The sequence below is a fragment of the Allobosea sp. NPDC055353 genome (assembly GCF_053644975.1).
This window is the reverse complement of record NZ_JBSHMC010000003.1, coordinates 202,130-224,677: the sequence shown is the minus strand read 5'-3', so window position 1 is coordinate 224,677 and position 22,548 is coordinate 202,130. Positions and strand designations below refer to the sequence as shown.

The 22,548-nt window shown below is 67.0% G+C and carries 21 protein-coding genes; 13 read left to right on the top strand and 8 right to left on the bottom strand.

Annotated features, from left to right (window positions below; all coding sequences use genetic code 11):
* The first annotated feature begins 27 nt into the window (after positions 1–27).
* From ACWIEX_RS21590 to ACWIEX_RS21575, 4 genes are all read left to right on the top strand, one after another.
* A complete protein-coding gene (locus ACWIEX_RS21590; RefSeq protein ID WP_454035003.1) occupies positions 28–1,617 on the top strand; it encodes an ABC transporter substrate-binding protein in 1,590 nt (529 codons plus the stop codon).
* A gap of 70 nt (positions 1,618–1,687) precedes the next feature.
* Positions 1,688–3,121 carry an amidohydrolase family protein gene (locus ACWIEX_RS21585; RefSeq protein ID WP_454035002.1) on the top strand — a complete coding sequence of 478 codons (1,434 nt, stop codon included), beginning with the start codon at positions 1,688–1,690 and terminating at the stop codon, positions 3,119–3,121.
* 118 nt (positions 3,122–3,239) lie between these two features.
* Positions 3,240–3,416: a hypothetical protein gene (locus ACWIEX_RS21580; protein ID WP_156367053.1), complete on the top strand. Its 177-nt coding sequence runs from the start codon at positions 3,240–3,242 to the stop codon at positions 3,414–3,416.
* A gap of 95 nt (positions 3,417–3,511) precedes the next feature.
* Entirely contained in the window at positions 3,512–4,111 is a 600-nt protein-coding gene (locus ACWIEX_RS21575; RefSeq protein WP_454035001.1) for an SCO family protein, read from the top strand.
* Here the strand turns inward: ACWIEX_RS21575 and ACWIEX_RS21570 are convergent.
* The 3 genes from ACWIEX_RS21570 to ACWIEX_RS21560 all read right to left on the bottom strand — a co-directional run bounded on the left by ACWIEX_RS21570 (position 4,102) and on the right by ACWIEX_RS21560 (position 7,995).
* A complete protein-coding gene (locus ACWIEX_RS21570; protein WP_454035000.1) occupies positions 4,102–5,973 on the bottom strand; it encodes a glycosyltransferase family 2 protein in 1,872 nt (623 codons plus the stop codon). The genes ACWIEX_RS21575 and ACWIEX_RS21570 overlap by 10 nt on opposite strands.
* A 124-nt stretch (positions 5,974–6,097) precedes the next feature.
* Positions 6,098–7,315 carry a tryptophan synthase subunit beta gene (gene trpB / locus ACWIEX_RS21565; protein WP_454034999.1) on the bottom strand — a complete coding sequence of 406 codons (1,218 nt, stop codon included), beginning with the start codon at positions 7,313–7,315 and terminating at the stop codon, positions 6,098–6,100.
* Positions 7,312–7,995 carry a phosphoribosylanthranilate isomerase gene (locus ACWIEX_RS21560; RefSeq protein WP_454034998.1) on the bottom strand — a complete coding sequence of 228 codons (684 nt, stop codon included), beginning with the start codon at positions 7,993–7,995 and terminating at the stop codon, positions 7,312–7,314. The genes trpB and ACWIEX_RS21560 overlap by 4 nt, the downstream gene beginning before the upstream one ends.
* Positions 7,996–8,192: 197 nt before the next feature.
* Between ACWIEX_RS21560 and ACWIEX_RS21555 the strand changes: the two genes are divergently transcribed.
* The 3 genes from ACWIEX_RS21555 (at position 8,193) to ACWIEX_RS21545 (ending at position 12,551) form a co-directional block, all read left to right on the top strand.
* The gene (locus ACWIEX_RS21555; RefSeq protein WP_454034997.1) at positions 8,193–9,494 is read left to right on the top strand and encodes a TAXI family TRAP transporter solute-binding subunit; all 1,302 of its coding nucleotides are present in this window, start codon (positions 8,193–8,195) and stop codon (positions 9,492–9,494) included.
* 154 nt (positions 9,495–9,648) lie between these two features.
* Positions 9,649–11,472 carry a translational GTPase TypA gene (gene typA / locus ACWIEX_RS21550; protein WP_454034996.1) on the top strand — a complete coding sequence of 608 codons (1,824 nt, stop codon included), beginning with the start codon at positions 9,649–9,651 and terminating at the stop codon, positions 11,470–11,472.
* A gap of 140 nt (positions 11,473–11,612) precedes the next feature.
* Positions 11,613–12,551 carry an aldo/keto reductase gene (locus ACWIEX_RS21545; RefSeq protein WP_454034995.1) on the top strand — a complete coding sequence of 313 codons (939 nt, stop codon included), beginning with the start codon at positions 11,613–11,615 and terminating at the stop codon, positions 12,549–12,551.
* A gap of 80 nt (positions 12,552–12,631) precedes the next feature.
* On the opposite strand, the gene ACWIEX_RS21540 is transcribed toward ACWIEX_RS21545, so the two are convergent.
* On the bottom strand, positions 12,632–13,297 hold the full coding sequence (locus tag ACWIEX_RS21540) for a nitroreductase family protein (RefSeq protein ID WP_454034994.1): 666 nt from the start codon (positions 13,295–13,297) through the stop codon (positions 12,632–12,634).
* A 94-nt stretch (positions 13,298–13,391) separates the two neighbouring features.
* Between ACWIEX_RS21540 and polA the strand changes: the two genes are divergently transcribed.
* The 5 genes from polA (at position 13,392) to ACWIEX_RS21515 (ending at position 20,039) form a co-directional block, all read left to right on the top strand.
* On the top strand, positions 13,392–16,436 hold the full coding sequence (polA, locus tag ACWIEX_RS21535) for a DNA polymerase I (RefSeq protein ID WP_454034993.1): 3,045 nt from the start codon (positions 13,392–13,394) through the stop codon (positions 16,434–16,436).
* A gap of 92 nt (positions 16,437–16,528) precedes the next feature.
* Positions 16,529–17,662 carry an AI-2E family transporter gene (locus tag ACWIEX_RS21530; protein WP_454034992.1) on the top strand — a complete coding sequence of 378 codons (1,134 nt, stop codon included), beginning with the start codon at positions 16,529–16,531 and terminating at the stop codon, positions 17,660–17,662.
* Between the two features lie 119 nt (positions 17,663–17,781).
* Positions 17,782–18,141 (top strand): glycine zipper domain-containing protein, encoded by a 360-nt coding sequence (locus ACWIEX_RS21525; protein ID WP_454034991.1) that lies wholly within the window; start codon positions 17,782–17,784, stop codon positions 18,139–18,141.
* 2 nt (positions 18,142–18,143) lie between these two features.
* Positions 18,144–18,569 (top strand): hypothetical protein, encoded by a 426-nt coding sequence (locus ACWIEX_RS21520; protein WP_454034990.1) that lies wholly within the window; start codon positions 18,144–18,146, stop codon positions 18,567–18,569.
* A gap of 78 nt (positions 18,570–18,647) precedes the next feature.
* The gene (locus ACWIEX_RS21515; protein ID WP_454034989.1) at positions 18,648–20,039 is read left to right on the top strand and encodes a sensor histidine kinase; all 1,392 of its coding nucleotides are present in this window, start codon (positions 18,648–18,650) and stop codon (positions 20,037–20,039) included.
* A 10-nt stretch (positions 20,040–20,049) separates the two neighbouring features.
* Here the strand turns inward: ACWIEX_RS21515 and ACWIEX_RS21510 are convergent, their stop codons facing one another.
* Together ACWIEX_RS21510 and ACWIEX_RS21505 are read right to left on the bottom strand one after the other, a co-directional pair.
* Entirely contained in the window at positions 20,050–20,430 is a 381-nt protein-coding gene (locus ACWIEX_RS21510; RefSeq protein WP_454034988.1) for an aminotransferase class I/II-fold pyridoxal phosphate-dependent enzyme, read from the bottom strand.
* Between the two features lie 164 nt (positions 20,431–20,594).
* Positions 20,595–21,029 carry a DUF992 domain-containing protein gene (locus ACWIEX_RS21505; protein WP_454034987.1) on the bottom strand — a complete coding sequence of 145 codons (435 nt, stop codon included), beginning with the start codon at positions 21,027–21,029 and terminating at the stop codon, positions 20,595–20,597.
* Positions 21,030–21,174: 145 nt separating this feature from the next.
* On the opposite strand from ACWIEX_RS21505, the gene ACWIEX_RS21500 reads away from it, so the two are divergent.
* Positions 21,175–21,441: a hypothetical protein gene (locus tag ACWIEX_RS21500; RefSeq protein ID WP_454034986.1), complete on the top strand. Its 267-nt coding sequence runs from the start codon at positions 21,175–21,177 to the stop codon at positions 21,439–21,441.
* A gap of 6 nt (positions 21,442–21,447) precedes the next feature.
* Here ACWIEX_RS21500 and ACWIEX_RS21495 read toward each other — a convergent pair whose 3' ends face one another.
* Both ACWIEX_RS21495 and ACWIEX_RS21490 read right to left on the bottom strand, forming a co-directional pair.
* Positions 21,448–22,128: an extensin-like domain-containing protein gene (locus ACWIEX_RS21495; RefSeq protein WP_454035264.1), complete on the bottom strand. Its 681-nt coding sequence runs from the start codon at positions 22,126–22,128 to the stop codon at positions 21,448–21,450.
* A 194-nt stretch (positions 22,129–22,322) separates the two neighbouring features.
* Positions 22,323–22,487: a hypothetical protein gene (locus ACWIEX_RS21490; RefSeq protein WP_162260137.1), complete on the bottom strand. Its 165-nt coding sequence runs from the start codon at positions 22,485–22,487 to the stop codon at positions 22,323–22,325.
* Positions 22,488–22,548 lie beyond the last annotated feature (61 nt).

The window sequence follows — 22,548 nt, the reverse complement described above, 5'->3', positions numbered from 1 at the left end:
AAGAAGCGAAAAAAGGGGATTTGCTCGATGCTGAAACTGTCAACTCTGCTTCTCGCCGGCGCGGCCGCTGCGACCTTTGCCACGGCGCCCGCGGTCGCCCAGCAGAAGGCGCCGCTCACGATCCTGCGCATCATCGATGCCGATAATTACGACCCGATCCGCTCGACCGCGACCGCGGCGGCCGAGGTCATGTACATGCTCGCCGACACGCTGGTGACGGTCGATTTCGACATGAAGACGATCAAGCCCGGCCTGGCCGAGAGCTGGACGATCTCGCCTGACGGCAAGACCTACACCTTCAAGCTGCGCAAGGACGTCAAGTTCTGCGACGGCCGGCCGATGACGGTCGACGACGTCGTCTATTCGCTGAAGCGCTGGATCGATCCGGCCAGCAAGTCGCCGGTCTCCTTCCGCGCCGGCCCGGTCAAGGACATCCGCGCCGACGGCGATTCCACGCTGATCTACGAGCTGAAGGAGCCCTATAGCGACCTGATGTTCCAGCTCGCGCTCTCCTTCGCCTCGGTGGTCGACAAGGCGACCGTCGAGAAGCTCGGCCCGAATTTCGGCGTCCAGGGCTTCAACGGCACCGGCCCCTATTGCTGGTCGAAATGGACCCCGCGCCAGGAACTCGTGCTCAAGAAGAATCCGCACTATTCCTGGGGCCCGCCGATCTACAAGGACCCGAAGCCGCAGATCGACGAGATCGTCTGGAAGGTCATCCCCGAGTCGAACACGCTGATGGCTGCGATCCAGGCGAAGCAGGCCGACGTGACCTATTACATGCCCTATATCGCGCTCGACACGATGCAGCGCATCCCCGGCATGACGGTGCAGCGGCAGGACAACTACATCTACGACGTCTTCATGGGCTTCAAGGTCGACAAGCCCGTGGCGAAGGACAAGGCCATCCGCGAGGCCGCCAACATGGCGACCAACAAGGAGGCGATCGCCAAGGCGATCTTCTTCGGCAAGGGACAGACCCTGCCTTCGCTGCTGAACCCGGCCGTGCTCGATTACGACAAGTCCTCGGCCGACAAGATGCCGAAATATGACCCGGCCGGCGCCGTCAAGCTGCTCGACGCGGCCGGCTGGAAGCCGGGCGCCGACGGCATCCGCGAGAAGGACGGCCAGAAGGCGACCTTCACCGTCTACGGCATCCGCAACGATTCCAACCCGCGCATTTCCGAGGCCATGCAGGCGGATCTGCGCAAGGTCGGCATCGACATGAAGATCCAGCTCTGGGACGCGACCGTCGCCTGGGGCAAGCTGGCGACGCAGGAATTCGACGCCTTCCTGATGTCCTACCCCTATGTGACGGCGACGGAGGCGATGAGCCTTTATTTCCGCAGCCAGCAGGTTCCGACGCCGAACCGGATGAACTGGAAGAACCCCAAGACGGACGAGCTGCTCAAGTCTGCGGCGACGGCGACCGACGCTGACAAGCGCAAGCAGGCCCTGGCCGAGGTCCAGACCCAGCTCACCGAAGCGAATGTCTGGGTGCCGCTGGTCTCGCAGCCGCTCTGGGTCGTCGCGACCGACCGGGTCGAGGGCGTGCGTGCCCACGGCCTGTATGGAGCCGGCCTCTACAAGGGGCTCGATCTCAAGCTGAAGCGTTGAGTTTCTTGGGCGCCGCGCGGTGTGAGCCGCGCGGCGCTTTTTCTATGCCTGTGGGAGGAAGGGAAACATCATGACGATCACGGTCATCAAGAATGCCGACATCGTTGTCGCCTGGGACGCCGAGGCCTCCCGGCACGTCTATCTGCACGGAGCCGATGTCGCCTTCGAGGACGGCACGCTGCGCTTCGTCGGACCCCGCTACGAGGGGCAGGCGGACGAGACCGTCGACGGCAGCGGGCGCATGGTCATGCCCGGCCTCGTCAATATCCATTCTCACCCCTCGAGCGAGGCGCTGAACAAGGGCTTTCTCGACGAGCTCGGCTCGCCTGCGCTCTATAACTCCTCGCTCTACGAATTCATGCCGATCCTGCGGCCCGATGCCGAGGCGGTGCCGGACTGCGTGCAGGTCGCCTATTCGGAACTGCTGCTCTCCGGCGTGACCACGCTCGCCGATCTCTCGGTCGCCCATCCCGGCTGGCTCGACCTTGCCGCCAATAGCGGCCTGCGCGTCTGCGTCTCGCCGATGTTCCGCTCGGCCCGCTGGTACACCAAGAACGGCCATGTCGTCGAATACGAGTGGGACGAGAAGGCTGGCGCCGCGGCCATGGCGACAGCATTCGACGTCATCGAGCAGGCCCAGAAACATCCGTCAGGCCGTCTCTTCGGCATGGTCTGTCCGGCGCAGATCGACACCTGCAGCGAAGGCCTGATCAAGGACAGCTTTGCCGAAGCCAAACGCCGTGGCCTGCCCTGGCAGATCCATGCGGCCCAGTCGACGGTCGAGTTTCACGAGATCACCCGCCGTCATGGCGTGACGCCGATCCAGTGGCTGGAGAAGCTCGGCGTACTCGGCGCGACCAGCATCGTTGGTCACGGCATCTTCCTCGACGACTACCCGCGCGTCGCCTGGCACAGCCGCCGCGATCTCGCACTGCTGGCCGAGACCGACACGGTCGTCGCCCATTGCCCGACGGTCTTCATGCGCCGCGGCATCGCGCTCGACGATTTCGGGCGTTATCGCCGCGCCGGCGTCCGGATCGGCATGGGCACCGACACCTATCCGCACAACATGCTTGAGGAGATGCGCCATGTCGGCTACGTCGCCCGGATGATGGCGGAGAACCCGCGCACGCTCACCACCACCGACATCTTCGAGGCCGCGACCACGGCCGGCGCCGCCGCGCTCGGCCGCGACGATATCGGGCGGCTGGAAGCGGGCTGCAAGGCCGACCTCGTCATGGTCGACCTCAAGCACCCGATGATGCAGCCGCGTCGCGATCCCGTGCGCAGCATGGTCTATGCCGCCGCCGAACGCGCCGTCGACCGCGTCTATGTCGACGGCAGGCTCGTCGTGCGCGACGGCACCGTTCAGACGATGGACTATCCCGCCGCGGCTTTGCGCCTTCACGAGGGCCAGAAGCGGACGGAAGCGGCGGCGCCCGGCAATGACTGGATCAAACGCCCGGTCACGGATTATTCCCCGCTGACCTTCCCGGTGAAGTGAGCCCCTGAGCACCGGCCAATTCCGTGATGTGCCCAACCCGGGGCGCATCGCTGCATCGTGAGACCCTGCGTCACGGCGCCCGCTTCCGGGCGGCGTGATCTGGCGTTAGGTTAGCCTCATGTCGCAGGCAGACGAGACAACGCAGACGGAGGCCGGCTCTTCGAGCCGTCTCGGCCTCATGCTGATCGGCGGAGGCTTCTTCGCCCTGTTCCTCACCGGCCTGCTGCTCTGGTGGCGCGAAGGCGACCGGCTCTTCACCGACGGGCTGATCGCCGCCATCGTGGCTTGTTTCTAGGCATCGGCCCGAAAAGTGGGAACCGGTTTTCGGACCCAGCCGATGCGCAGAAAAACGATCTATCGCGGCTGCGGCCGCCTGCTGGGAATATTTCCGTGAACCGCCGTCTCGTCCTGCCCCTCGTCGTCTTCCTGGCCGGGGCGCTCGCGCTCGCAGCCGCCGCGATCCTGACCTTCTCGCCCGGCCGCCAGGGCAGTGGCGGCAGCGGCACGGCCAGCGTCGGCGGTCCGTTCACGCTGACGACGCAGGAAGGCAAGCCGCTCTCCGACACCGACCTGAAGGGCTCTCCCTTCCTGGTCTTCTTCGGCTTCACCCATTGCCCGGATATCTGCCCGACAAAACTCTTCGAGATTTCGGAGGCCCTGCGCGCAGCCGGCGACGGCGCCAAGGCGAAGGGGCTTAAAGCGCTCTTCATCACGGTCGATCCCGAGCGCGATACCCCGGATGCGATGAAGAGCTATCTCGGCTCCTTCGATCCGCGCATCGTCGGCCTGAGCGGCGATCGCCCGGCGATCGACGCCGTGGTCAAGGCCTATCGCGCCTATGCCAAGAAGGTGCCGCTCAAGGACGGCGACTACACGATGGACCATACCGCCCTGGTCTATCTGATGGGCAAGGACGGCAGTTTCGTCGGTGCCTTCAATATCGAGCAGCCTCCGGCGCAGGCGGCGGCGGAATGGCTGCGTCACTCCTGATTGGCTTCGATGGGCGCGGGCCGGTGCGCCAGCCCGTGCTCGGTCTTGTTCCAGGCGAAACGGTGGTTGAAATACTCGTAGAGCGCCATCCAGGCCGCCGCCGAGACCAGCGCGTAATAGAGCGGCAGCAGCGGCACGAGCAGCAATAGGCCCGGAGCGCCCCGGCGCAGGGCTCCGACGATCGGCGGTACGAACAGCGCGACGCTGCCCAGAATCCAGATGCCGAGCGCGATGGTCGAGGTCAGGGTGGCGACCGTGCCCACCGGCTCGAACAGGGAGCCGTCCCAATAGGCGATCAGCGCGGCGACGGCGAAGGCGGGATAGCCGAGCGCCGTGGCGACGGTGCCGAAGACCAGCGACAGGAAGGCGAAGGTCGCAGCCGGGCCGGCTTCGCGCATCAGGCGGAAAGGGGCGCGGGAATGCGTCACCAGCGTCTGGATATAGCCCTTGATCCAGCGCGAGCGCTGCTTGAGCCAGGCCGGGATGGTGACGGGTGCCTCCTCGCGGGTGTTCGAGGGTAGGTCGCCGATGCGATAGCCGGCGCGCACCAGCCTGAAGCCGAGATCGGCATCCTCCGTCACGTTCCAGGCATCCCAGCCGCCGACCGCGCGCAGCGCCGCCGTGCGGAAATGGTTCGAGGTTCCGCCCAGCATGATCGGCAACCGGAATTGCAGCAGGCCGGGATTGAGCACATCGAACAACCCCGCATATTCCAGCGCGAACAGGGCGGGAAGCACGCCTTCCTCGGCATGGTCGATCACGAGCCTGGCCTGCAGGCAGCCGAGTTCCTGCGGGCCACCGAGGAAGCGCGCCGCTGCCATGCGCAGTTGCTGCGGATCGGGGATGTCTTCGGCGTCGAAGATCGTGAAGAACGTGCCGCGCGCTTCGAGCAGGGCGAGGTTGAGCGCACGCGGCTTGGTGCGCGGAAAGCCCGGCGGAACGATCGTCACGGAAAAATGCGGCGGTAGCGCCATCCGCGCCAGCGTGCTGCGCATCCCCATATCGTCGGCTTCGATCAGCAGGCGGATATCGAGCTTGGCTGCGGGGTAGTCGAGGGCGCCGAGCGCATCCGTCAATTGCCGGAGCACCGAAAGCTCGTGGTAGAGCGGCACCGCGACGGTGTAGGCGGGCAGGCGGGATTCGTCGATCCGCCAGCGGTGGCTGCGCCAGAGATCGGGCGCCGCGCGTTCGATCGCCGTCGCAAGACGCAGCAGGATGAGGCCGAGGAAGAACGGGCCGAGCAGGAGCGCGAGCCCGAAAAAGGTTTCGAGCGGGGCGAAGATGCCGCCGAGCGCGGCAGCGGCGACACCGCCGCCGGCTGCGATCACCTGGCCGCGACTGGCGCCGGTCCGGGCGCTCTCACGGGCGAGGCCGGCAGGGTCGAGCCCGGCGGTATGCTCCGCCAGGGTTTCGGCATTGCTGTGGCGCAGGGCTCCGGCGAAGCGGCGCGGTGTCGTCACCGCGATATCGCCGCGATGGCGTGGCCCGGCTTCGAGCATCCGCCGCAGCGCCGGGCCCTCGGGCGCGAGGATGAAGCGGAAGCGCCTGTCGTCGACGGTCGGCGCGATGCCCTGGCGCAGGATCGCATCATGCCCGCCGCCGGGCCGCAGGGGCGGCGGCTGCGACAGGAAGGCGAGGCCCAGCTCGGCCGCGAGCGCGCGATAAAGCTCGGCTTCGCCGATCAGGCCGAGCGCGATCGCTTCGCGGGCGGGCTCGCTGCGGTTGCGGCGGGACGTTTCGGCCGCCCGCGCGAGAAGCGAGGGCGCCAGGCCATGCCGCGTCAGGAAGGCGAGTTCGATCGGCAGGCCGGCGGAGGCAGGCCCGCGCTCGATCGGACAGCCGTCGTTACCGCTGCCCCCCACTGGCCCCGGTCCCGCTCCATGCGACGATGCCCGGCGCGGATGCGCCGGAAGCAACCCATGGTTGCTGCTATGGAGCAGAGAGTCGAGAGCCGCGTGCCTGGAACTTTAGGTGTCCATGCGAGCGTCAGCGCGCCGCAAGAATCTCCGCGACCTGCGGGATGTCCTTGTCGCCGCGGCCGGAGAGATTGACCACCATCAGATGGTCCTTCGGCTTCTGCGGGGCGAGATCGGCGACGCGGGCGAGCGCATGCGCGGACTCCAGCGCCGGAATGATGCCTTCCAACCTTGAGATCAGCTGGAACGCCTCCAGCGCCTCCTCGTCGGTGGCGGAGAGATAGGTCGCCCGGCCGACATCGTGCAGCCAGGAATGCTCCGGCCCGATGCCGGGATAGTCGAGCCCGGCCGAGATCGAATGGGCGTCCTTGATCTGCCCGTCGTCGTCCATCAGCAGGAAGGTGCGGTTGCCGTGCAGCACGCCGGGTCGTCCGCCGGTCAGCGAGGCCGCATGCTGGCCGCTCGGGATGCCGTGGCCGGCCGCCTCGACGCCGTAGATCTCGACGGATGCGTCGTCGAGGAAGGGGTGGAACAGCCCCATCGCGTTCGAGCCGCCGCCGATGCAGGCGATCAGCGAATCGGGAAGACGGCCTTCGGCCTCCTGCATCTGCTCGCGGGTTTCCTTGCCGATGATCGACTGGAAGTCGCGCACCATCGCCGGGTAGGGATGCGGGCCGGCGACCGTGCCGATGCAGTAAAAGGTCGTCGCGACATTGGTCACCCAGTCGCGCAGCGCCTCGTTCATCGCATCCTTCAGCGTCTTGGTGCCGGATTCGACGGGCACCACCTTGGCACCGAGCATCTGCATGCGGAAGACGTTCGGCGCCTGCCGGGCGACGTCGACCGCACCCATATAGACGATGCATTCGAGCCCGTAGCGGGCGCAGAGCGTCGCGGTGGCGACGCCGTGCTGGCCGGCGCCGGTCTCGGCGATGATGCGCTTCTTGCCCATGCGCCGCGCCAGCAGGATCTGGCCGAGCACGTTGTTCACCTTGTGGGAGCCGGTATGGTTCAGCTCCTCGCGCTTCAGGTAGATCTTGGCGCCGCCGAAATGGTCGGTCAGGCGCTCGGCAAGGTAGAGCGGCGAGGGCCGGCCGACATAGTGCTTCAGCCCGCTGGTCATCTCGGCGTGATAGGCCGGGTCGGCCTTGGCCGCATTATAGGCCTCTTCCAGCTCGAGGATCAGCGGCATCAGCGTTTCCGCGACGAAGCGGCCGCCGAACAGGCCGAAGCGGCCGTTCTCGTCCGGGCCGTTGCGATAGCTGTTCGGGTTCGCGGGGGCGTTCATGCGCTCAAGCTTTCCTGTCCTGCCGCCGCGGCCTTGCGGGCCGCCGCGATGAATTCCGCGATCCGGGCGGGGTCCTTGACCCCCGGCGCGCTTTCGACGCCCGAGGAGACGTCGACGCCGGCCGGCCTGGCGATGCCGATCGCCTCCGCGACATTCGCCGGATCGAGCCCGCCCGATAGCATGAAGCGCTGCGAGGGGTCGAGGCCGGCGAGCAGGCTCCAGTCGAAGGGCTTGCCGTGCCCGCCGGGGAAGGCCGCGTCCTTCGGCGGCTTGGCGTCGAGCAGGATGAGATCGGCGGCATCGCGATAGTTGGCGACGCCTTTCAGGTCCTCGGCGGTCGCGATGCCGAGCGCCTTCATCACCGGCCGGCCGACCGCACGGCGCAGCGCCGCGGTCTGCTCGGGGGTCTCGCGACCGTGGAACTGGAGCCAGTCGGGCCTGAGCGCCTCGGCGAGCTCCGCCGCGTCCCCTTCGCTCCAGTCGACGACGAGCGCCACGATCTCCGTCTTGCCGCGCGCGATCTCCGCGAGTTCCCTGGCGCGCTCCAGCGTGACATAGCGCGGGCTCTTGGGATGGAAATTGAGTCCGATCATGTCGGCGCCGGCCGCGAGCGCAGCCTCCAGCGTCTCGGGCGTCGAGAGACCGCAGATCTTGATCAGGAAGGGCGAACCATTGGACATGGCCCGGCGTTTACAACATCGGCCCGAAAAGTGGAATGCGGTTTTCGGGAAAGCCGATGGAAAATCAAAGCGCTACAGTATCGGACCGGATGCTGTCCGGTCCGATACTGTAGCGCTCCGTTCGCCGGTGCATGCCGTACTTGCGACATGATGGCGAAGGAAGCCATGCTGGCAGGGGCGAACAAGGGGGCTGTTGATTGATCCGGCTTGGCATGGGCAGGCGCGGGCTGGCGATGGTGGCGGGGCTGCTCGCCGTCTCCGGCCTCGTCGCGGCGGCGTTCTATTATGTCGGCCAGCCGCGGACCTTGCGCCTCGCCGTCGGGCCGCTCGGCTCCGAGGATGCGCGCATGGCCGCGGCCTTCGTGCAGGGCCTCAACCGCGACAAGGCCTCCGTGCGCCTGCGGCTCGTCCTGACGGAAGGTTCCGAGGACAGCGCCAGGCGGATCGATGCAGGCCAGGCCGATCTCGCCATGCTGCGCGCCGACATTGCCATGCCCTCGACCGCCGATACGGTGCTGATCACCCGCCGGACCTATCCCTTCTTCATCACCAGGGCCGAGACCGCGATCAGCCGTATCGCCGATCTGCGCGGCCGCAGGATCGGCGTCGCACGCAATCCTGCCGGCAACGTCGCGCTGCTGAAACGGGTGCTGGCGCAATACGAGGTCCGGCCCGACGAGGTCGAGATTCTCGGCCTGACCCAGGAGGAGATCGTGCCGGTGGCGAGAGAGAAGCGCATCGACGTCTTCTTCTCGATCAGCGCCGTCGGCTCCCATACCAATAATGGCGGCCTGCGCCGTTTGCGCGAAGCCTGGGGCAACGATCCCGTCCTGATCCCGGTTCGCGAGGCCGACGCGCTCGCCCTGCATTACCGTGCCATCGAATCCGGCGAGATCGTGCGCGGCGCGCTCGGCGGCGACCCGCCGCGCCCGGCCGAGAGCCTGCCGACCATCGCGATCACTTCGCGCCTCGTCGCAGCGCAGAGCCTCGACGACAATCTCGTCGGCGAGCTGACCAAGGACATCCTCGGACTGCGCCTGACGCTGGCGGCGGAACTGCCGGCCGTGCAAGCGCTGGAGACGCCCTCGACCGACAAGGACGCGCCGCTGCCGGTCCATTCGGGTGCCGCCGCCTATATCGATGGCGAGCAGGAGACCTTCTTCGATCGCTATGGCGACTGGTTCTATATCGGGGCCATGGCGCTCTCGGCAGTGGGCACGGGCGGCGCTGCGCTGCTCGGGTGCGAGAGCGCCAACCGGCGCCGGCGCGCCATGTCGGGCCTCGACGAATTGCTGGAGCTTCTGGCCGTGATCCGCGCCTGCGAGGACGAGGCCGAACTGACCCGGCTCGGCCGCGAGGCCGACCACATCCTGACGCGCGTATTGGCCGACTACGCCAAGGGTGACCTCGATACGGCGGCGCTCGCAGCCTATCGCCTCGTCATCGATCAGGTCGGCCGGGCCGTCGCCGAACGGCAGCGGGCGCTGGCGGAAGCTTGAACGCATTTACTTTTCGGCAGTGTCTGCGGTTGCCGAAAAGCCCGCCAGCGTTTATGTGCAGCGCAACGAATTCCAGATTCACGTGAAACAGGCTGCGCCGGCGGGGCATCGCTCCAGACCGGCTCGTGGCCTTGAAAGCAAGGCCCAGACCCGCATGTCCATGCGCAACATCGCCATCATCGCGCACGTCGACCATGGCAAGACCACGCTCGTCGACAAGCTCTTGCAGCAGTCCGGCACCTACCGCGACAACCAGCGCGTCATCGAGCGCGTGATGGATTCCAACGACCTCGAGAAGGAGCGCGGCATCACCATCCTGGCCAAGGCGACCTCGGTCGTCTGGAAGGACACGCGCATCAACATCGTCGACACCCCCGGCCACGCCGATTTCGGCGGCGAGGTCGAGCGCATCCTGAACATGGTCGACTCGGCCATCGTGCTGGTCGATGCGGCCGAGGGCCCGATGCCGCAGACCAAGTTCGTGGTTTCCAAGGCGCTGAAGCTCGGCCTTCGCCCGATCGTGGCGATCAACAAGGTCGACAAGCCGGACGCTCGCACGACCGAAGTCATCAATGAGGTCTTCGACCTCTTCGCCGCGCTCGACGCCACCGACGAGCAGCTCGACTTCCCGATCCTCTACGGTTCGGGCAAGCAGGGCTGGATGGCCCATTCCCCGGAAGGTCCGCAGGATAACGGCCTCGCGCCGATGTACGACCTCATCCTCTCGCACGTGCCGGAGCCCAAGGTCGAGGAAGGCCCGTTCCGCATGATCGGCACGCTGCTGGAGGCCAACCCCTATCTCGGCCGTATCATCACCGGCCGCGTCACCTCGGGCACGGCCAAGCCGAACCAGACGATCAAGGTGCTCTCCGGCGACGGCTCGACCGTCGAGACCGGCCGCATCTCGAAGATCCTCGCCTTCCGCGGCCTCGAGCGCCAGCCGATCGAGGAAGCGGTTGCCGGCGACATCGTCTCGATCGCGGGCCTGGTGAAGGGTTCCGTCGCCGACACCTTCTGCGACCCCGCCGTCACCGACCCGATCAAGGCCCAGCCGATCGACCCGCCGACGGTGTCGATGACCTTCATGGTCAACGATTCCCCGCTCGCCGGCACTGAGGGCGACAAGGTCACCACCCGCGTCATCCGCGACCGTCTGTTCAAGGAGGCCGAGGGCAATGTCGCGCTGAAGATCGAAGAGGCTAGCGACAAGGACAGCTACATCGTCTCCGGCCGCGGCGAATTGCAGCTCGCGATCCTGATCGAGACGATGCGTCGCGAGGGCTTCGAGCTCGGCGTCTCGCGTCCCCGCGTCGTGCTGAAGCGCGGCGAGGACGGCCAGCTCCTGGAGCCGATCGAAGAGGTCGTGATCGACGTCGACGAGGAGCATTCCGGCGTCGTCGTGCAGAAGATGTCGGAGCGCAAGGCCGACATGCTGGAGATGCGTCCGTCTGGCGGCAATCGCCTGCGCCTAGTCTTCCACGCCCCGACGCGCGGCCTGATCGGCTATCAGGGCGAACTGCTGACCGACACGCGCGGCACCGCGATCATGAACCGCCTGTTCCACGACTACCTGCCCTACAAGGGCGAGATCGGCGGGCGCCGCAACGGCGTGCTGATCGCGATGGAGACCGGCGAAGCCGTCGCCTACGCGCTCTGGAACCTCGAGGATCGCGGCCCGATGATGATCGAGCCGGGCTGGAAGGTCTATCAGGGCATGATCGTCGGCGAGCACACCCGCGAGAACGATCTCGAGGTGAACGTGCTCAAGGGCAAGAAGCTCACCAACATCCGCACGACCTCGAAGGACGAGGCGGTGCGCCTGACGCCGCCGATCCGGATGACGCTGGAGCGTTCGCTCGCCTGGATCGACGACGACGAGCTGGTCGAGGTCACGCCGAAGTCGATCCGCCTGCGCAAGGGCATCCTCGACCCGAACGAGCGCAAGCGCTCGCAGAAGCAGAAGGCCGAAGTGGCCTGAGTTCAGATGCCCGGGCGAGAGCCCGGGCATTTTCGTTTCCGGGTCTGCGCTGGGCGCAGCCCGCGGATGATGCATCGGCCGATTGTCCTTGCGCGTGCGCTCTGATCCTCTGCCGGCATCTCAGGGGAAGGATCACCACCATGCAATTCCGCAATCTCGGCCGCTCCGGCCTGCGCGTCTCGCTCGTCGGGCTCGGCTGCAACAATTTCGGCGGCCGCATCGATCTCGACGCGACGCGCAAGGTCGTCGATGCCGCGATCGAGCATGGCATCACCCTGTTCGACACGGCCGACATCTATGGCGAGCGCGGCGGCTCCGAGACGGCTTTGGGCGAAGTGCTGGGCGCGCGCCGCAAGCAGATCGTGCTCGCCAGCAAGTTCGGCATGGACATGGATGCCGAGGGCGTGAAGAAGGGCGGCTCGCGCCGCTACATCATGAACGCCGTCGAGGATTCGCTGCGGCGTCTCAAGACCGACTGGCTCGACCTCTACCAGCTCCACCGGCCCGACCCGCTGACCCCGATCGACGAGACCTTGCGCGCCCTCGACGATCTCGTCCGCCAGGGCAAGGTCCGCTATGTCGGCTGCTCGAACGTCGTCGCCTGGCAGGTCGCCGATGCGCATTGGACGGCGCGCGATCTCGGCATTCCCGGCTTCGCCTCGGCGCAGGACGAGTACAGCCTGCTGAAGCGCGGCGCCGAGAAGGACCTGATCCCGGCCATCGCCCATTACGGCGTGGGCCTGCTGCCCTATTTCCCGCTCGCCAATGGAGCGCTCACCGGCAAGTACAAGCGCGGCGCGGCGATGCCGGAAGGCGCGCGCCTCAGCAAGCTGCCGCAGCGCGCCGACGAGATCTTCAGCGAAGACAACTGGCGCCGCATCGAGGGCCTGACCGCCTTCGCCGAGCAGCGCGGCCATACCCTTGTCGAACTCGCCTTCTCCTGGCTGGCGGCTCAGCCCGTGGTCTCCAGCGTCATCGCGGGCGCGACCAAGCCGGAGCAGGTCGCGGCCAACGTCAAGGCCGCCGACTGGGCGCTGAGCGCCGAAGACCTCGCCGAGATCGACAAGATCACCGCGTAAGGCGTGCCGAGTTTTCTCGGAACCGCGCCGTCATCCCGGGCTTGACCGGGGATGACGGCGCGTTTGTTGAAGCGCGTACCTCACAGGAAGGTCGCGATCTCCTCCAGCGGCTTCTTGCCGATGGCGGGGACGCGGCAATCCTCCTTGGGATAGCCGACGACGAGCAGGATCAGCGCCTTCTCGTTGTCGGGCCGCCCGCAGATCGCGTTCAGGAAGTTCATCGGCGCCGGCGTATGCGTCAGCGTCGCCAGCCCGGCATCGTGCAACGCCGCGATCAGGAAGCCGGTAGCGATGCCCACCGATTCCGGCACGTAATAGTGCTTGATCCGGTTGCCCTCGGCATCGATGCCCCAGCGCTGGGCGAAGATCGCGATCAGCCAGGGGGCGGTCTCCAGGAACGGCTTCTGGTCGTCCGTGCCGAGATGGGCAAGCGCATCGAGCCATTCCTCGCCGGCACGACCGGCATAGAAGGCGCGTTCCTCCTCTTCCGCGCCCTCGCGGATCAGCGTCTTGCGCTGGGGATCGGCGATGCAGACGAAGCTCCAGGGCTGCTGGTTGGCGCCGGAGGGAGCCGTGCCGGCGACGCGCACCGCCGTCTCGATCAACTCCCGCGGTACCGGCCTGTCGGAGAAGTCACGCACGGTGCGGCGCTTGCGCATGCGGGTGAGGAAGGCATCGGCGCGGCCCTGCATCTCGGCTTCCGGAACGCCTTCGAAGACGAGGGGCATGGTGACATACGGGCTCACGGCGTTTCGCTCCTGACGTGTTTTGGCCAGCTTGCTGCGAATTGCAGCCTTGGCGCAATGGACCGCTCGCGCCCGCCCGCTTATGGTCCGCGCCATGAGCGATAAAGCCACCACCGCCCCCGCCCTGAAGCCCGGCGACCACCTCTTCCTGGTCGACGGCTCGAACTTCATTTTCCGGGCCTATTTCCAGTCGATCAACCAGGACCGGAAATACAATGCCCGCTCCGACGGGCTGCCCTCCGGCGCGGTTCGGCTTTTCGCGACGAAGCTCTTCCAGTTCGTGCGCGAGGGCGTCCTCGGTGTCCGGCCGACCCATCTCGCCATCGTCTTCGACAAGTCGGAGAATTCGTTCCGCAAGGCGATCTACCCTGCCTACAAGGGCAACCGCTCAGACCCGCCGCCCGATCTCATCCCCCAGTTCCCGCTGATGCGCGAGGCGGTGCGCGCCTTCGGGCTGATCCCGGTCGAGCAGGATGTCTACGAAGCCGACGACCTGATCGCGACCTATGCGAAACAGGCCCGCGAGGCCGGCGCCGACGTGCTGATCGTCTCCGCCGACAAGGACCTGATGCAGCTCGTGAAGCCGGGCGTCGCGATGTACGATCCAGCTTCCGGCGACCAGAAGAAGGGCGCCGGCTTCCGCGCCGAGCGCCGCATCGGCGAGCCCGAGGTCGTCGAGTATTTCGGCGTCATGCCGGACAAGGTCACCGACGTTCAGGCGCTGGCCGGCGATGCCACCGACAACGTGCCGGGCGCGCCGGGCATCGGCATCAAGACGGCGGCCCAGCTTATCGGCGAATATGGCGATCTCGAAACCCTGCTGGCGCGCGCCGGCGAGATCAAGCAGCCGAAGCGCCGGGAGACGCTGACCAATCCCGAGGTGATCGAGAAGGTCCGCATCTCCCACAAGCTCGTCAGCCTCGTCGACGACGTGAAGGTCGAGACGCCGCTGGAGAACCTGACGCTGGAGCAGCCCGATCCGGCGAAGCTCATCGCCTTCCTCAAGGCGATGGAGTTCACCACCATCACCAAGCGCGTCGCCGAGGCCTACGAGGCCGATGTCGGCGCCGTCGACGCCGATCCGGATCTGGCGCCGGGCGGGGCGCGCGCAGCCGAGCTCAAGGCGCTCTATGTCGGTGCCGATGCCGCCGAGGATGCCGCTCCCGGCCTGGCCCTCGCCGCATCTCCCGCGCCGGCCGCCGCTGCTTCAGGAGCGCCCGATGGCGAGGACGGCTGGCTGAAGCCGGGCGATCTGGCTGCCGCGCGCAAGAACGAAGCGATCGCCGGCAAGATCGACCGCTCCACATACGAATGTGTCCGTACGCTCGCCGATCTCGAGCGCTGGATCGGCTGGGCTTCCGAAGTCGGCCATGTCGCTCTCGACACCGAGACCAACTCGCTCGACGCGATGCAGGCCGATCTCGTCGGTATCTCGCTCGCGGTCGCGCCGGGCCGGGCCTGCTACATCCCGCTCCAGCATCGCGCCGGAGATGGCGGGCTCTTCGACGAGGGGCTGCTGGCCGACCAGATTCCGTTGACGCAGGCTGTCGCCGCCCTGAAGCCGCTGCTCGCCGATGCCGGCGTGCTCAAGATCGGCCAGAACCTGAAATACGACCTGCTGGTGCTGGAGCGCCACGGGCTCAGCGTGTCCCCGGTCGAGGACACCATGCTGATCTCCTACGCGCTCGATGCCGGCAGCAACAGTCACGGCATGGACAGGCTCTCGGAATTGCATCTCGGCCACGAGACGATTCCCTATGCGCAGGTCGCCGGCACCGGCAAAGCGCAGGTCACCTTCGACAAGGTGCCGCTCGACCGCGCCACCGACTATGCCGCCGAGGATGCCGACGTCACGCTCCGGCTCTGGCTTGCGCTGAAACCCCGCCTCGCCGCCGAGAAGAAGACCGCGGTCTACGAGGTGCTGGAACGGCCGATGGTCGAGGTCCTGGCGCGGATGGAGCGGCGCGGCATCGCGATCGACCGGCAGATCCTCTCCCGCCTCTCCGGCGATTTCGCGCAAGGCTTGGCGCGGCTGGAAGACGAGATCTACGAAACCGCCGGCGAGAAGTTCACGATCGGCAGCCCGAAGCAGCTTGGCGACATCCTGTTCGGCAAGATGGGGCTGGAAGGCGCCAAGAAGACCGCGACCGGCCAATGGGCGACGGGTGCCGGCGTGCTCGAAGAACTCGCCGAGCAGGGCCATGCGCTGCCCTCGAAAATTCTGGAATGGCGTCAGCTCGCCAAGCTCAAATCGACCTATACCGATTCATTGCCGGGCTATGTGAACCCTCAGACCAACCGGGTTCACACCTCCTATGCGCTGGCGGCGACGACGACGGGCCGGCTCTCATCCTCCGAGCCCAACCTTCAGAATATCCCGATCCGCACCGAGGCCGGCCGCAAGATCCGCACCGCTTTCGTGCCGGAAAAGGGCTTCAAGCTGGTCTCGGCCGACTACAGCCAGATCGAACTGCGCCTGCTCGCCCATATCGCCGAGATCCCGCAGCTCCGGCAAGCCTTTGCCGATGGTATCGACATCCATGCGATGACGGCGTCCGAGATGTTCGGGGTGCCGGTCCAGGGCATGCCAAGCGAGGTGCGCCGCCGCGCCAAGGCGATCAATTTCGGCATCATCTACGGCATCTCGGCTTTCGGTCTCGCCAACCAGCTCGGCATCGGCCGGGAGGAGGCCAGCGCCTATATCCGCAAGTATTTCGAGCGCTTTCCCGGCATCCGCGACTATATGGACCAGACCAAGACCCATGTGCGCGCCCATGCTCAGGTCACCACGATCTTCGGCCGCGTCTGCCATTTCCCCGCTGTCGCCTCGAAGAATCCGTCCGAGCGCGCCTTCGTCGAGCGCCAGGCGATCAACGCGCCGATCCAGGGCTCGGCCGCCGACATCATCCGCCGGGCGATGATCCGGATGGATGCCGCGCTCGCCGCCAATCGGCTGGGCGCCCGCATGCTGCTCCAGGTCCATGACGAGCTCGTCTTCGAGGTACCGGAGGCGGAGGTCGAGAAGACCCTGCCGATCATCGAGAAGGTGATGGTCGAGGCGCCACACCCGGCCGTGCAACTGCGCGTGCCACTCGCGGTCGAGGCCCGCGCCGCCGGCAACTGGGACGAGGCGCACTAGGAGCCGCTGACCAACCGGAACCCGGCCGATCCTTCCGGCGTTGCTATCTCCGACGCGCCAGGGGGGCGCGGTTCGCGCGTTGGAAACATCCCATGCTCAGCTCATCGGCCTGGCGGCCGTTTCCGCGCTATATGGCGGAACCGGAATCGGCGGAGGAAACCGAAGAGGTCACGCCCTATGAGCATGATCTCATCGTCCGCTATGCCATTGTCGGCATCTTTCTCATCCTGGCGACGGCCTCGCTGGCGCTGACCAAGGTCATCGCCATGCCGGTCACGGCCGGCGTGATCTTCGGGCTCGTGCTCGGGCCGCTCGTCGACGTGCTGGCGCGGCACCGGGTGCCGCAGCACGCGGCTGCGGCGCTGGTGGTGCTGCTCTTCATCGGCTTGCTTTTCGGCGCGATCGCCATCCTCGCCGTGCCGGTTGCGGGCTGGAGCGACCAGGCTCCGGCCATGATGGCGGCGCTTCAGAGCAAGCTCGCTGGCGTCTTCGCCTTCATGGCCGAGTTCAAGCGCGGCATCGCCTCGATCACCGGCAAGGGCGCCGAGCTCAGCGTCTCCCAGGGCAATCCGCTCTTCGACATCGCCATGTCCTCCTCGACGGCGGCTGGCGGCCTGCTGATCTTCGTCGCGACGATCTATTTCTGGCTGGCGACGCGCCGCCATCTCAAGGCACGGGTGCTCCGGCTCTGCCTCGGCCGGGGCGCTCGCCGCTCGGCCGGCTCCTTCTTCGAGGAGATCGAGTCGCGGGTGGCGCGCTATTTCGCGCTGGTGACGATGATCAATCTCGGCATGGGCGTCCTCACCATGGCGATCGCCTGGGTCGCCGGCCTGCCCTTCCCGGTGTTCTGGGGGGCGCTCGCCTTCCTGCTCAACTACCTCGCTTTCATCGGCCCGATCATCGTCGCGATCATGCTTCTGGCCGGCGCGCTGCTCGATGCGCCCTCGATCCTCGCGGCGCTCTGGCCGGCGGCGGCCTATTATGTCCTGCACCTGATCGAGGGCAACGCGGTCACGCCGGTCTTCGTCGGCAACCGATTGACGATCTCGCCTTTCCTCGTCTTCATCGCCTTCATCTTCTGGCTTTGGCTCTGGGGCCCGGTCGGCGCGGTGCTCTCGACGCCGATCGTCATCGTCGCCATGGTGGCGCAGGAGGAATTCGCGCGCTATCGCCGCGAGAAAGCCAAGACGGAGGCCGAAGAGGCCGGCGAAGCCGAGGCTGCCTGAGCGTCCGCGCCCGGAACAGAACGGGAGCGGCCGCGTTGCCCGATCATGCGGTGGCCCTTGCGGCTGCCGGCTCTTCTCGCCACCATCCGAATTTCCATCAGCGACAGGACGATACCGCCATGGCCACCACGACATCCGCGAAACGTCAGGCTGCCGCCGCTGCCAAGCGTGCGAAGGCCGGGGTCGAGGCCGGCGCCGAGGATGTCGCGGCGGAAGCGCGTCAGGCCGGAGCCCGCGCCAAGCGCCAGGCGAGCGTGTTGGAGGATACCCTGACGCGCAGCGCCGAGGATATCGCCGCCACCGTCAGCGAGCGCCTGCGCGCCGTCGGTGTCGACACCGACAAGATGGTCGACGTCGCCAAGGAGCAGGCCACCGAATTGCAGCAGCTGATCGAGGCGGAGATCCGTGAGCGACCGTTGCGTGCGCTCGGCCTTGCGGCGGCGGTTGGCCTGTTCGTCGGCTTCCTGTCGGCGCGCTGATCATGTTCGGGGGGATCGGATCCTTCATCACCGCGGAGGTCTCCGGGGTGGTGAGGCGCAATGTCACCGTCTACGGCCTGTTCGGCCTCGCGGCGCTGCTCATGCTCTGCGCCGGCGGCTATGCCTTGAACGCGCTGCATACCGTCCTGGCGCTGCGCTATGGCGCGGTCGCCGCCAGCCTCTGGATTGCCGGTGGCCTTTTCCTCGCGGCCTTGCTGGCGTTGGGTATGGCATTGATCGTCAAGAATCGCCGCCGGCCGCCGCGCCCCGCCGCAACCGCGGCTCTGGCCGCCGCGCCGCTTGCCGCCAAGCTCATCGGGTCGCGCCTGAGCTGGCGCATGGCGGCCGCGGGCGGCATCGTCGTCCTCGGCGCAATTCTGGGCCGCCAGATCGTCGCGGGCGGCTCCGATGACGATGCGGAAGCCTGATCCACGCCAGATGGCGGCATTTACGAGGCATGTCTTTTTACATAGGGATGTCGTCATGCGTCCCGTAACAAGATCTGCATGTCTGCTCAGGTGAGGCCCCGTAGCCGCTTTCCGTTGCCGGTTTTTCCGATCTTCGGCGCGCGCCTTCGCTCGGCGACGACCACGATCATCGCGATCGGGGTGGTCGCGGTTGCGGTCGTGCTGGCGGCCTGGATCAACCAGCAGGCGCGGCAGACGGCGGACCGTGTTTCCCACGCCATCGAGATCCGCGAGCGGGCGGAGCGCTTCCTCGGCCGGATGCGCGATGCCGAGACCGGGCAGCGCGGCTTCCTGCTGACCGGGCAGGCCGATTATCTCGACCCCTTCACCGAGGGCAGGGGCGCTGCCGGGCCTGAGCTCGACATCCTCGCGGCGCTTGCCGATGCCGATCCCGTTCAGAAGGAGCGGGTCGCGAAGCTGCGCGCGGACATGGACGTGAAATTCTCGGAACTCGACCGGACGATCGCGCTGGAGCGCGCAGGCCGTAGGCCGGAGGCTCTGGCGCTGGTCAGGAGCGAGGATGGCATCGCCGCGATGGACCGGCTGCGCGACACCGTCCAGGCGATCCAGCAGAGCGAGAACATCCGCCTGAGGTCGCTCTACAGCCGGGAGGAGCGCCGCCGCCTCTGGGGCAGCACCGGCATCGTCGTCGCGCTGGCGGGCTTGGCTTTCGCCGCCTGGCAGCAATTGCGCCGCCGCCAGCGCCGCAGCAATGCCCTGGCGATCAGCAATGCCGAGCTCGAGCAGATCGTGAGCGAGCGCACCCGCCAGCTCGAAAGCGAGCGCCAGCGCATCGAGGCGCTGCTGCGCGACGTCAATCACCGCGTCGGCAACAATCTAGCCATGGTCTCGGCGCTGCTCAACGTGCAGAGCCGGCAGGCGCGCGAGCCGGCGGTCAAGACGGCGCTGGCGCAGGCTCAGTCGCGCATCCAGGCGATCGCGGCCGGCCAGAGACGCCTGCGCCTCGATATCGAGACCGACGAGATCGACGCCCGCCCCTATATGGAGGACCTGCTGGCCGAGATCGGCAAGACGGCCGAGGGCCGGCCGATCCGGATCGAGCTCGATATGGAATCGATCCGGTTGCCTGGGCGCGATGCCGTGTCCTTTGTCGTCATCGTCAACGAACTCGTCACCAACGCCATCAAGCACGCCTTTCCGGATGGCATGGCGGGGCGGATCGTCATCCGCTTCGCCTGGACAGAGGACGAAGGGGAACCCGCCCTTGCCATGTCGATCGAGGATGACGGGGTCGGCATGCCCGCGGAAACCGCGAGCAAGGGCCTGGGCCAGACCGTGATCGCCAGCCTGCTGCGCAGCATGCGGGCGACCCTGAACTCCGAGCCGGTTCATCCCGAACAGGCCGGGCGTACGGGTACGCGGGTGACGATCGTGTTTCCGAAACGGGAAAGTCTTCCGGCTCAGGCCTGAAGCCGCGATATCAGGCCGGCGCGGTCTTCAGGACCGCCGTGCCGATGGCGCTTTTCACGAAGGCCGCGACCTCACGGGTTGAGAACGGCTTGCGCAGGAAGCGGGCGTTGCGCAGGGCAGCCGGCACCTCATGCGGCGCCGATCCCGAGACGAAGGCGAAGGGCGTTCCGGTTTCCTGCAGCGCGCTCGCGACATCGAAGGTCTTGCCGCCGACGACGTCGATGTCGAGCAGGGCACAGGCAAGCCGCTTCGCCGTCATCCGCCGGGCCTCGGCCACGGATTGGACGACGATCAGTTCAACTCCGTCGCCGAGCTGATCGGCCACGGCGCTTTCGATGTCCATCGCGATGAACGGGTCGTCTTCGACGATGAGTACGCGGATATCAGCCATCGACCGGCTCTCTCACTCACTGCAATCTCTGTTACGCGATTTCAACGTGACAGGATTGGCGATGTTCCTGCTCTGGCGCCTTATCATGGCTGAAAGCGCAGGATTTGAGTCGATTTTGAGCCGTCAAGGTTAGCAAAAGGTAATTCTGTCTCTCCCTCGCGGCTTCAGCGCCGCCGGCCCGGCGCAATGAGCGTCAGTTCGAGAGCGGTGACACCGACAGCGACATTGATGCCGCGATTGCCCTGGAACGGCAGCGGCAGCAGCGTTGCCTCATTGTCCTTGCCGCCCGAGAGCGCATTGCCGACCGTGGACGGAGCGGTCGTGCTGCCGCTCTTGTAGGACCCGCTCAGCGCGCCCAGCGGCGCGCGCGCATAGGGTCCGTAGACGCGCCAGACCATGGCCGCGCTCCTGACCGAACCGAGGCCGAGGCTGAAGCTGCGGACGATCCCCGTATAATGCTGCGTCGGTCCGCGGCGCGGCCTGAAGCGGCATTCGGTCGGGCGCTGCGACTTGACGATGGCGGCGAAATTGCTGCCCACGGTGCAGGACAGACGCCCTGTCGGCGGACCCGCGATCTGCGCCGCCGCGGGCTCATGCATTCCTATGAGGCCGGCGAAGGCGAGGGCGGCTAGGCAGGATCGGGAATGCCCTCGGCTCATCGCGAATGCTCCTGGTGAACTGGCGGGACGAACGCCCCAAGAAACCCACAGTTCCACGCTAGGGAACCACGGCGAGTTTGTAGCGTTGGCGTTTCATCTTGGCATGGGAATGTCGATGTCAGTGAGTCGTCCACGGGGAGAAACCCCCACAATAATCGATCCGGATTTCCCGACGGCGCTGCCGCCGTTCTGGGAACTCGAGGACCTTCTTGCCACGGGGCTCGATCGCGCAGCGGCACTTGCGGTGATGGCAGCGCGGCGCAGCGGTCCCCGCCTCGTCGAGGCCGACGCAGAGCGCCCTGAAGGGCAGAGCCTGCTGCTGCATTTCGGTCCGGCCGATCTCTCTCACTGAATTCGGCTACTGGCAGAAGCGGGAGGCGCGCGAGCGGCGCTCCTGAATATCGACATGCAGGTGATTGGCATGGGCCGCGTCCGAGCCTGGCCCCAGCGTGGTCATGAAGGCCCCACAGGCCGCTTGCCTGACGGCGTCGAGAAAACGGTTCTCTGCCAGGCCCTTCGGCTTCTCGACCCCGATCTGCAACGCGTCTTTTCCATTCCCCAGCTTGAAGGCGAAGATGTCCAGCGCCTTGCCGGTGGCATGCTCGCTGACCGGGCCCGCCGTCGCGCGGTTTCGTCGCCGGCATTCATGGCCCCCGCCGACCCGCAGGCTCACCAGGTCGCGCTCGAAATGCCCGCGCGCCAGTGGCTGGACGCTGCGGTCGAGCCAATCGGCCAGCGTCCTGGCCATGGCGCAGCTCAGCAGGGGCGGCGGCTCGAAGGACACGGCTAAGGCTCCGTCCGGCCCCCGGGTGGCGAGGACCTCGACCCGAACGGGCTCGCTGATCTGGCAGGCCGGATCGCTATTCTGTGTGGCGGGGGCGGAGGGCGTAACCCGGTTGCCGGGAATGGCGGCCAGGGCGGAGAGACAGGAGCTCTGCCCAGCCGCTGACGGCGTGCTGTCGGCCTTGGCAGGGGCGGGCACTGCGGCGGGGGCAGGCACTGCGCTCCGCGTTTCGGTCTTTCCAGCTCCGTCGGGCATGGACGGGCGCAGTTCAGGCGGTCGTGGCGGTGGACGCTGCCCGGAGAACGGCGCCGTGACCGGGGCAGCCAGGCCCAGGCCCGGCATGAGGCCGAGGCCGATGGCAACCAGTGCGGTCGCCAGACTCCGCCTTGCCCGGCGCGCCTGATGGAGGGCCGGTAATGGCGTCGCGCGGAAGCGGGGCGGAGAGCCGGCTAGCTGTCCAGGGCCGAAGCGCTGGCGATCGTGATGCCGGTCAGGCCGGCAAGCGCGAGCGAGAGGATTTCCGCGCTCGGTGCCCCCGGTTGCACGATCCCGGTGAACAATGCAGCCCCGATCGATAGTGCCGCGATAGCGGCCGAGAAGCAGGTCGTCGCCATGATCCACGCCCTCCCCAACTGCAAACGAAACTGTCATTCCACGCGGAACGCATCATCTCCG

Coding starts and splice junctions, on each gene's coding strand:
- ACWIEX_RS21590 (WP_454035003.1), top strand. CDS start 28: ATGCTGAAACTGTCAACTCTGCTTCTCGCCGGCGCGGCCGCTGCGACC.
- ACWIEX_RS21585 (WP_454035002.1), top strand. CDS start 1,688: ATGACGATCACGGTCATCAAGAATGCCGACATCGTTGTCGCCTGGGAC.
- ACWIEX_RS21580 (WP_156367053.1), top strand. CDS start 3,240: ATGTCGCAGGCAGACGAGACAACGCAGACGGAGGCCGGCTCTTCGAGC.
- trpB (WP_454034999.1), bottom strand. CDS start 7,315: ATGAACGCCCCCGCGAACCCGAACAGCTATCGCAACGGCCCGGACGAG.
- ACWIEX_RS21560 (WP_454034998.1), bottom strand. CDS start 7,995: ATGTCCAATGGTTCGCCCTTCCTGATCAAGATCTGCGGTCTCTCGACG.
- typA (WP_454034996.1), top strand. CDS start 9,649: ATGTCCATGCGCAACATCGCCATCATCGCGCACGTCGACCATGGCAAG.
- ACWIEX_RS21545 (WP_454034995.1), top strand. CDS start 11,613: ATGCAATTCCGCAATCTCGGCCGCTCCGGCCTGCGCGTCTCGCTCGTC.
- polA (WP_454034993.1), top strand. CDS start 13,392: ATGAGCGATAAAGCCACCACCGCCCCCGCCCTGAAGCCCGGCGACCAC.
- ACWIEX_RS21530 (WP_454034992.1), top strand. CDS start 16,529: ATGCTCAGCTCATCGGCCTGGCGGCCGTTTCCGCGCTATATGGCGGAA.
- ACWIEX_RS21525 (WP_454034991.1), top strand. CDS start 17,782: ATGGCCACCACGACATCCGCGAAACGTCAGGCTGCCGCCGCTGCCAAG.
- ACWIEX_RS21520 (WP_454034990.1), top strand. CDS start 18,144: ATGTTCGGGGGGATCGGATCCTTCATCACCGCGGAGGTCTCCGGGGTG.
- ACWIEX_RS21515 (WP_454034989.1), top strand. CDS start 18,648: ATGTCTGCTCAGGTGAGGCCCCGTAGCCGCTTTCCGTTGCCGGTTTTT.
- ACWIEX_RS21510 (WP_454034988.1), bottom strand. CDS start 20,430: ATGGCTGATATCCGCGTACTCATCGTCGAAGACGACCCGTTCATCGCG.
- ACWIEX_RS21505 (WP_454034987.1), bottom strand. CDS start 21,029: ATGCATGAGCCCGCGGCGGCGCAGATCGCGGGTCCGCCGACAGGGCGT.
- ACWIEX_RS21495 (WP_454035264.1), bottom strand. CDS start 22,128: ATGCCCGACGGAGCTGGAAAGACCGAAACGCGGAGCGCAGTGCCTGCC.
- ACWIEX_RS21490 (WP_162260137.1), bottom strand. CDS start 22,487: ATGGCGACGACCTGCTTCTCGGCCGCTATCGCGGCACTATCGATCGGG.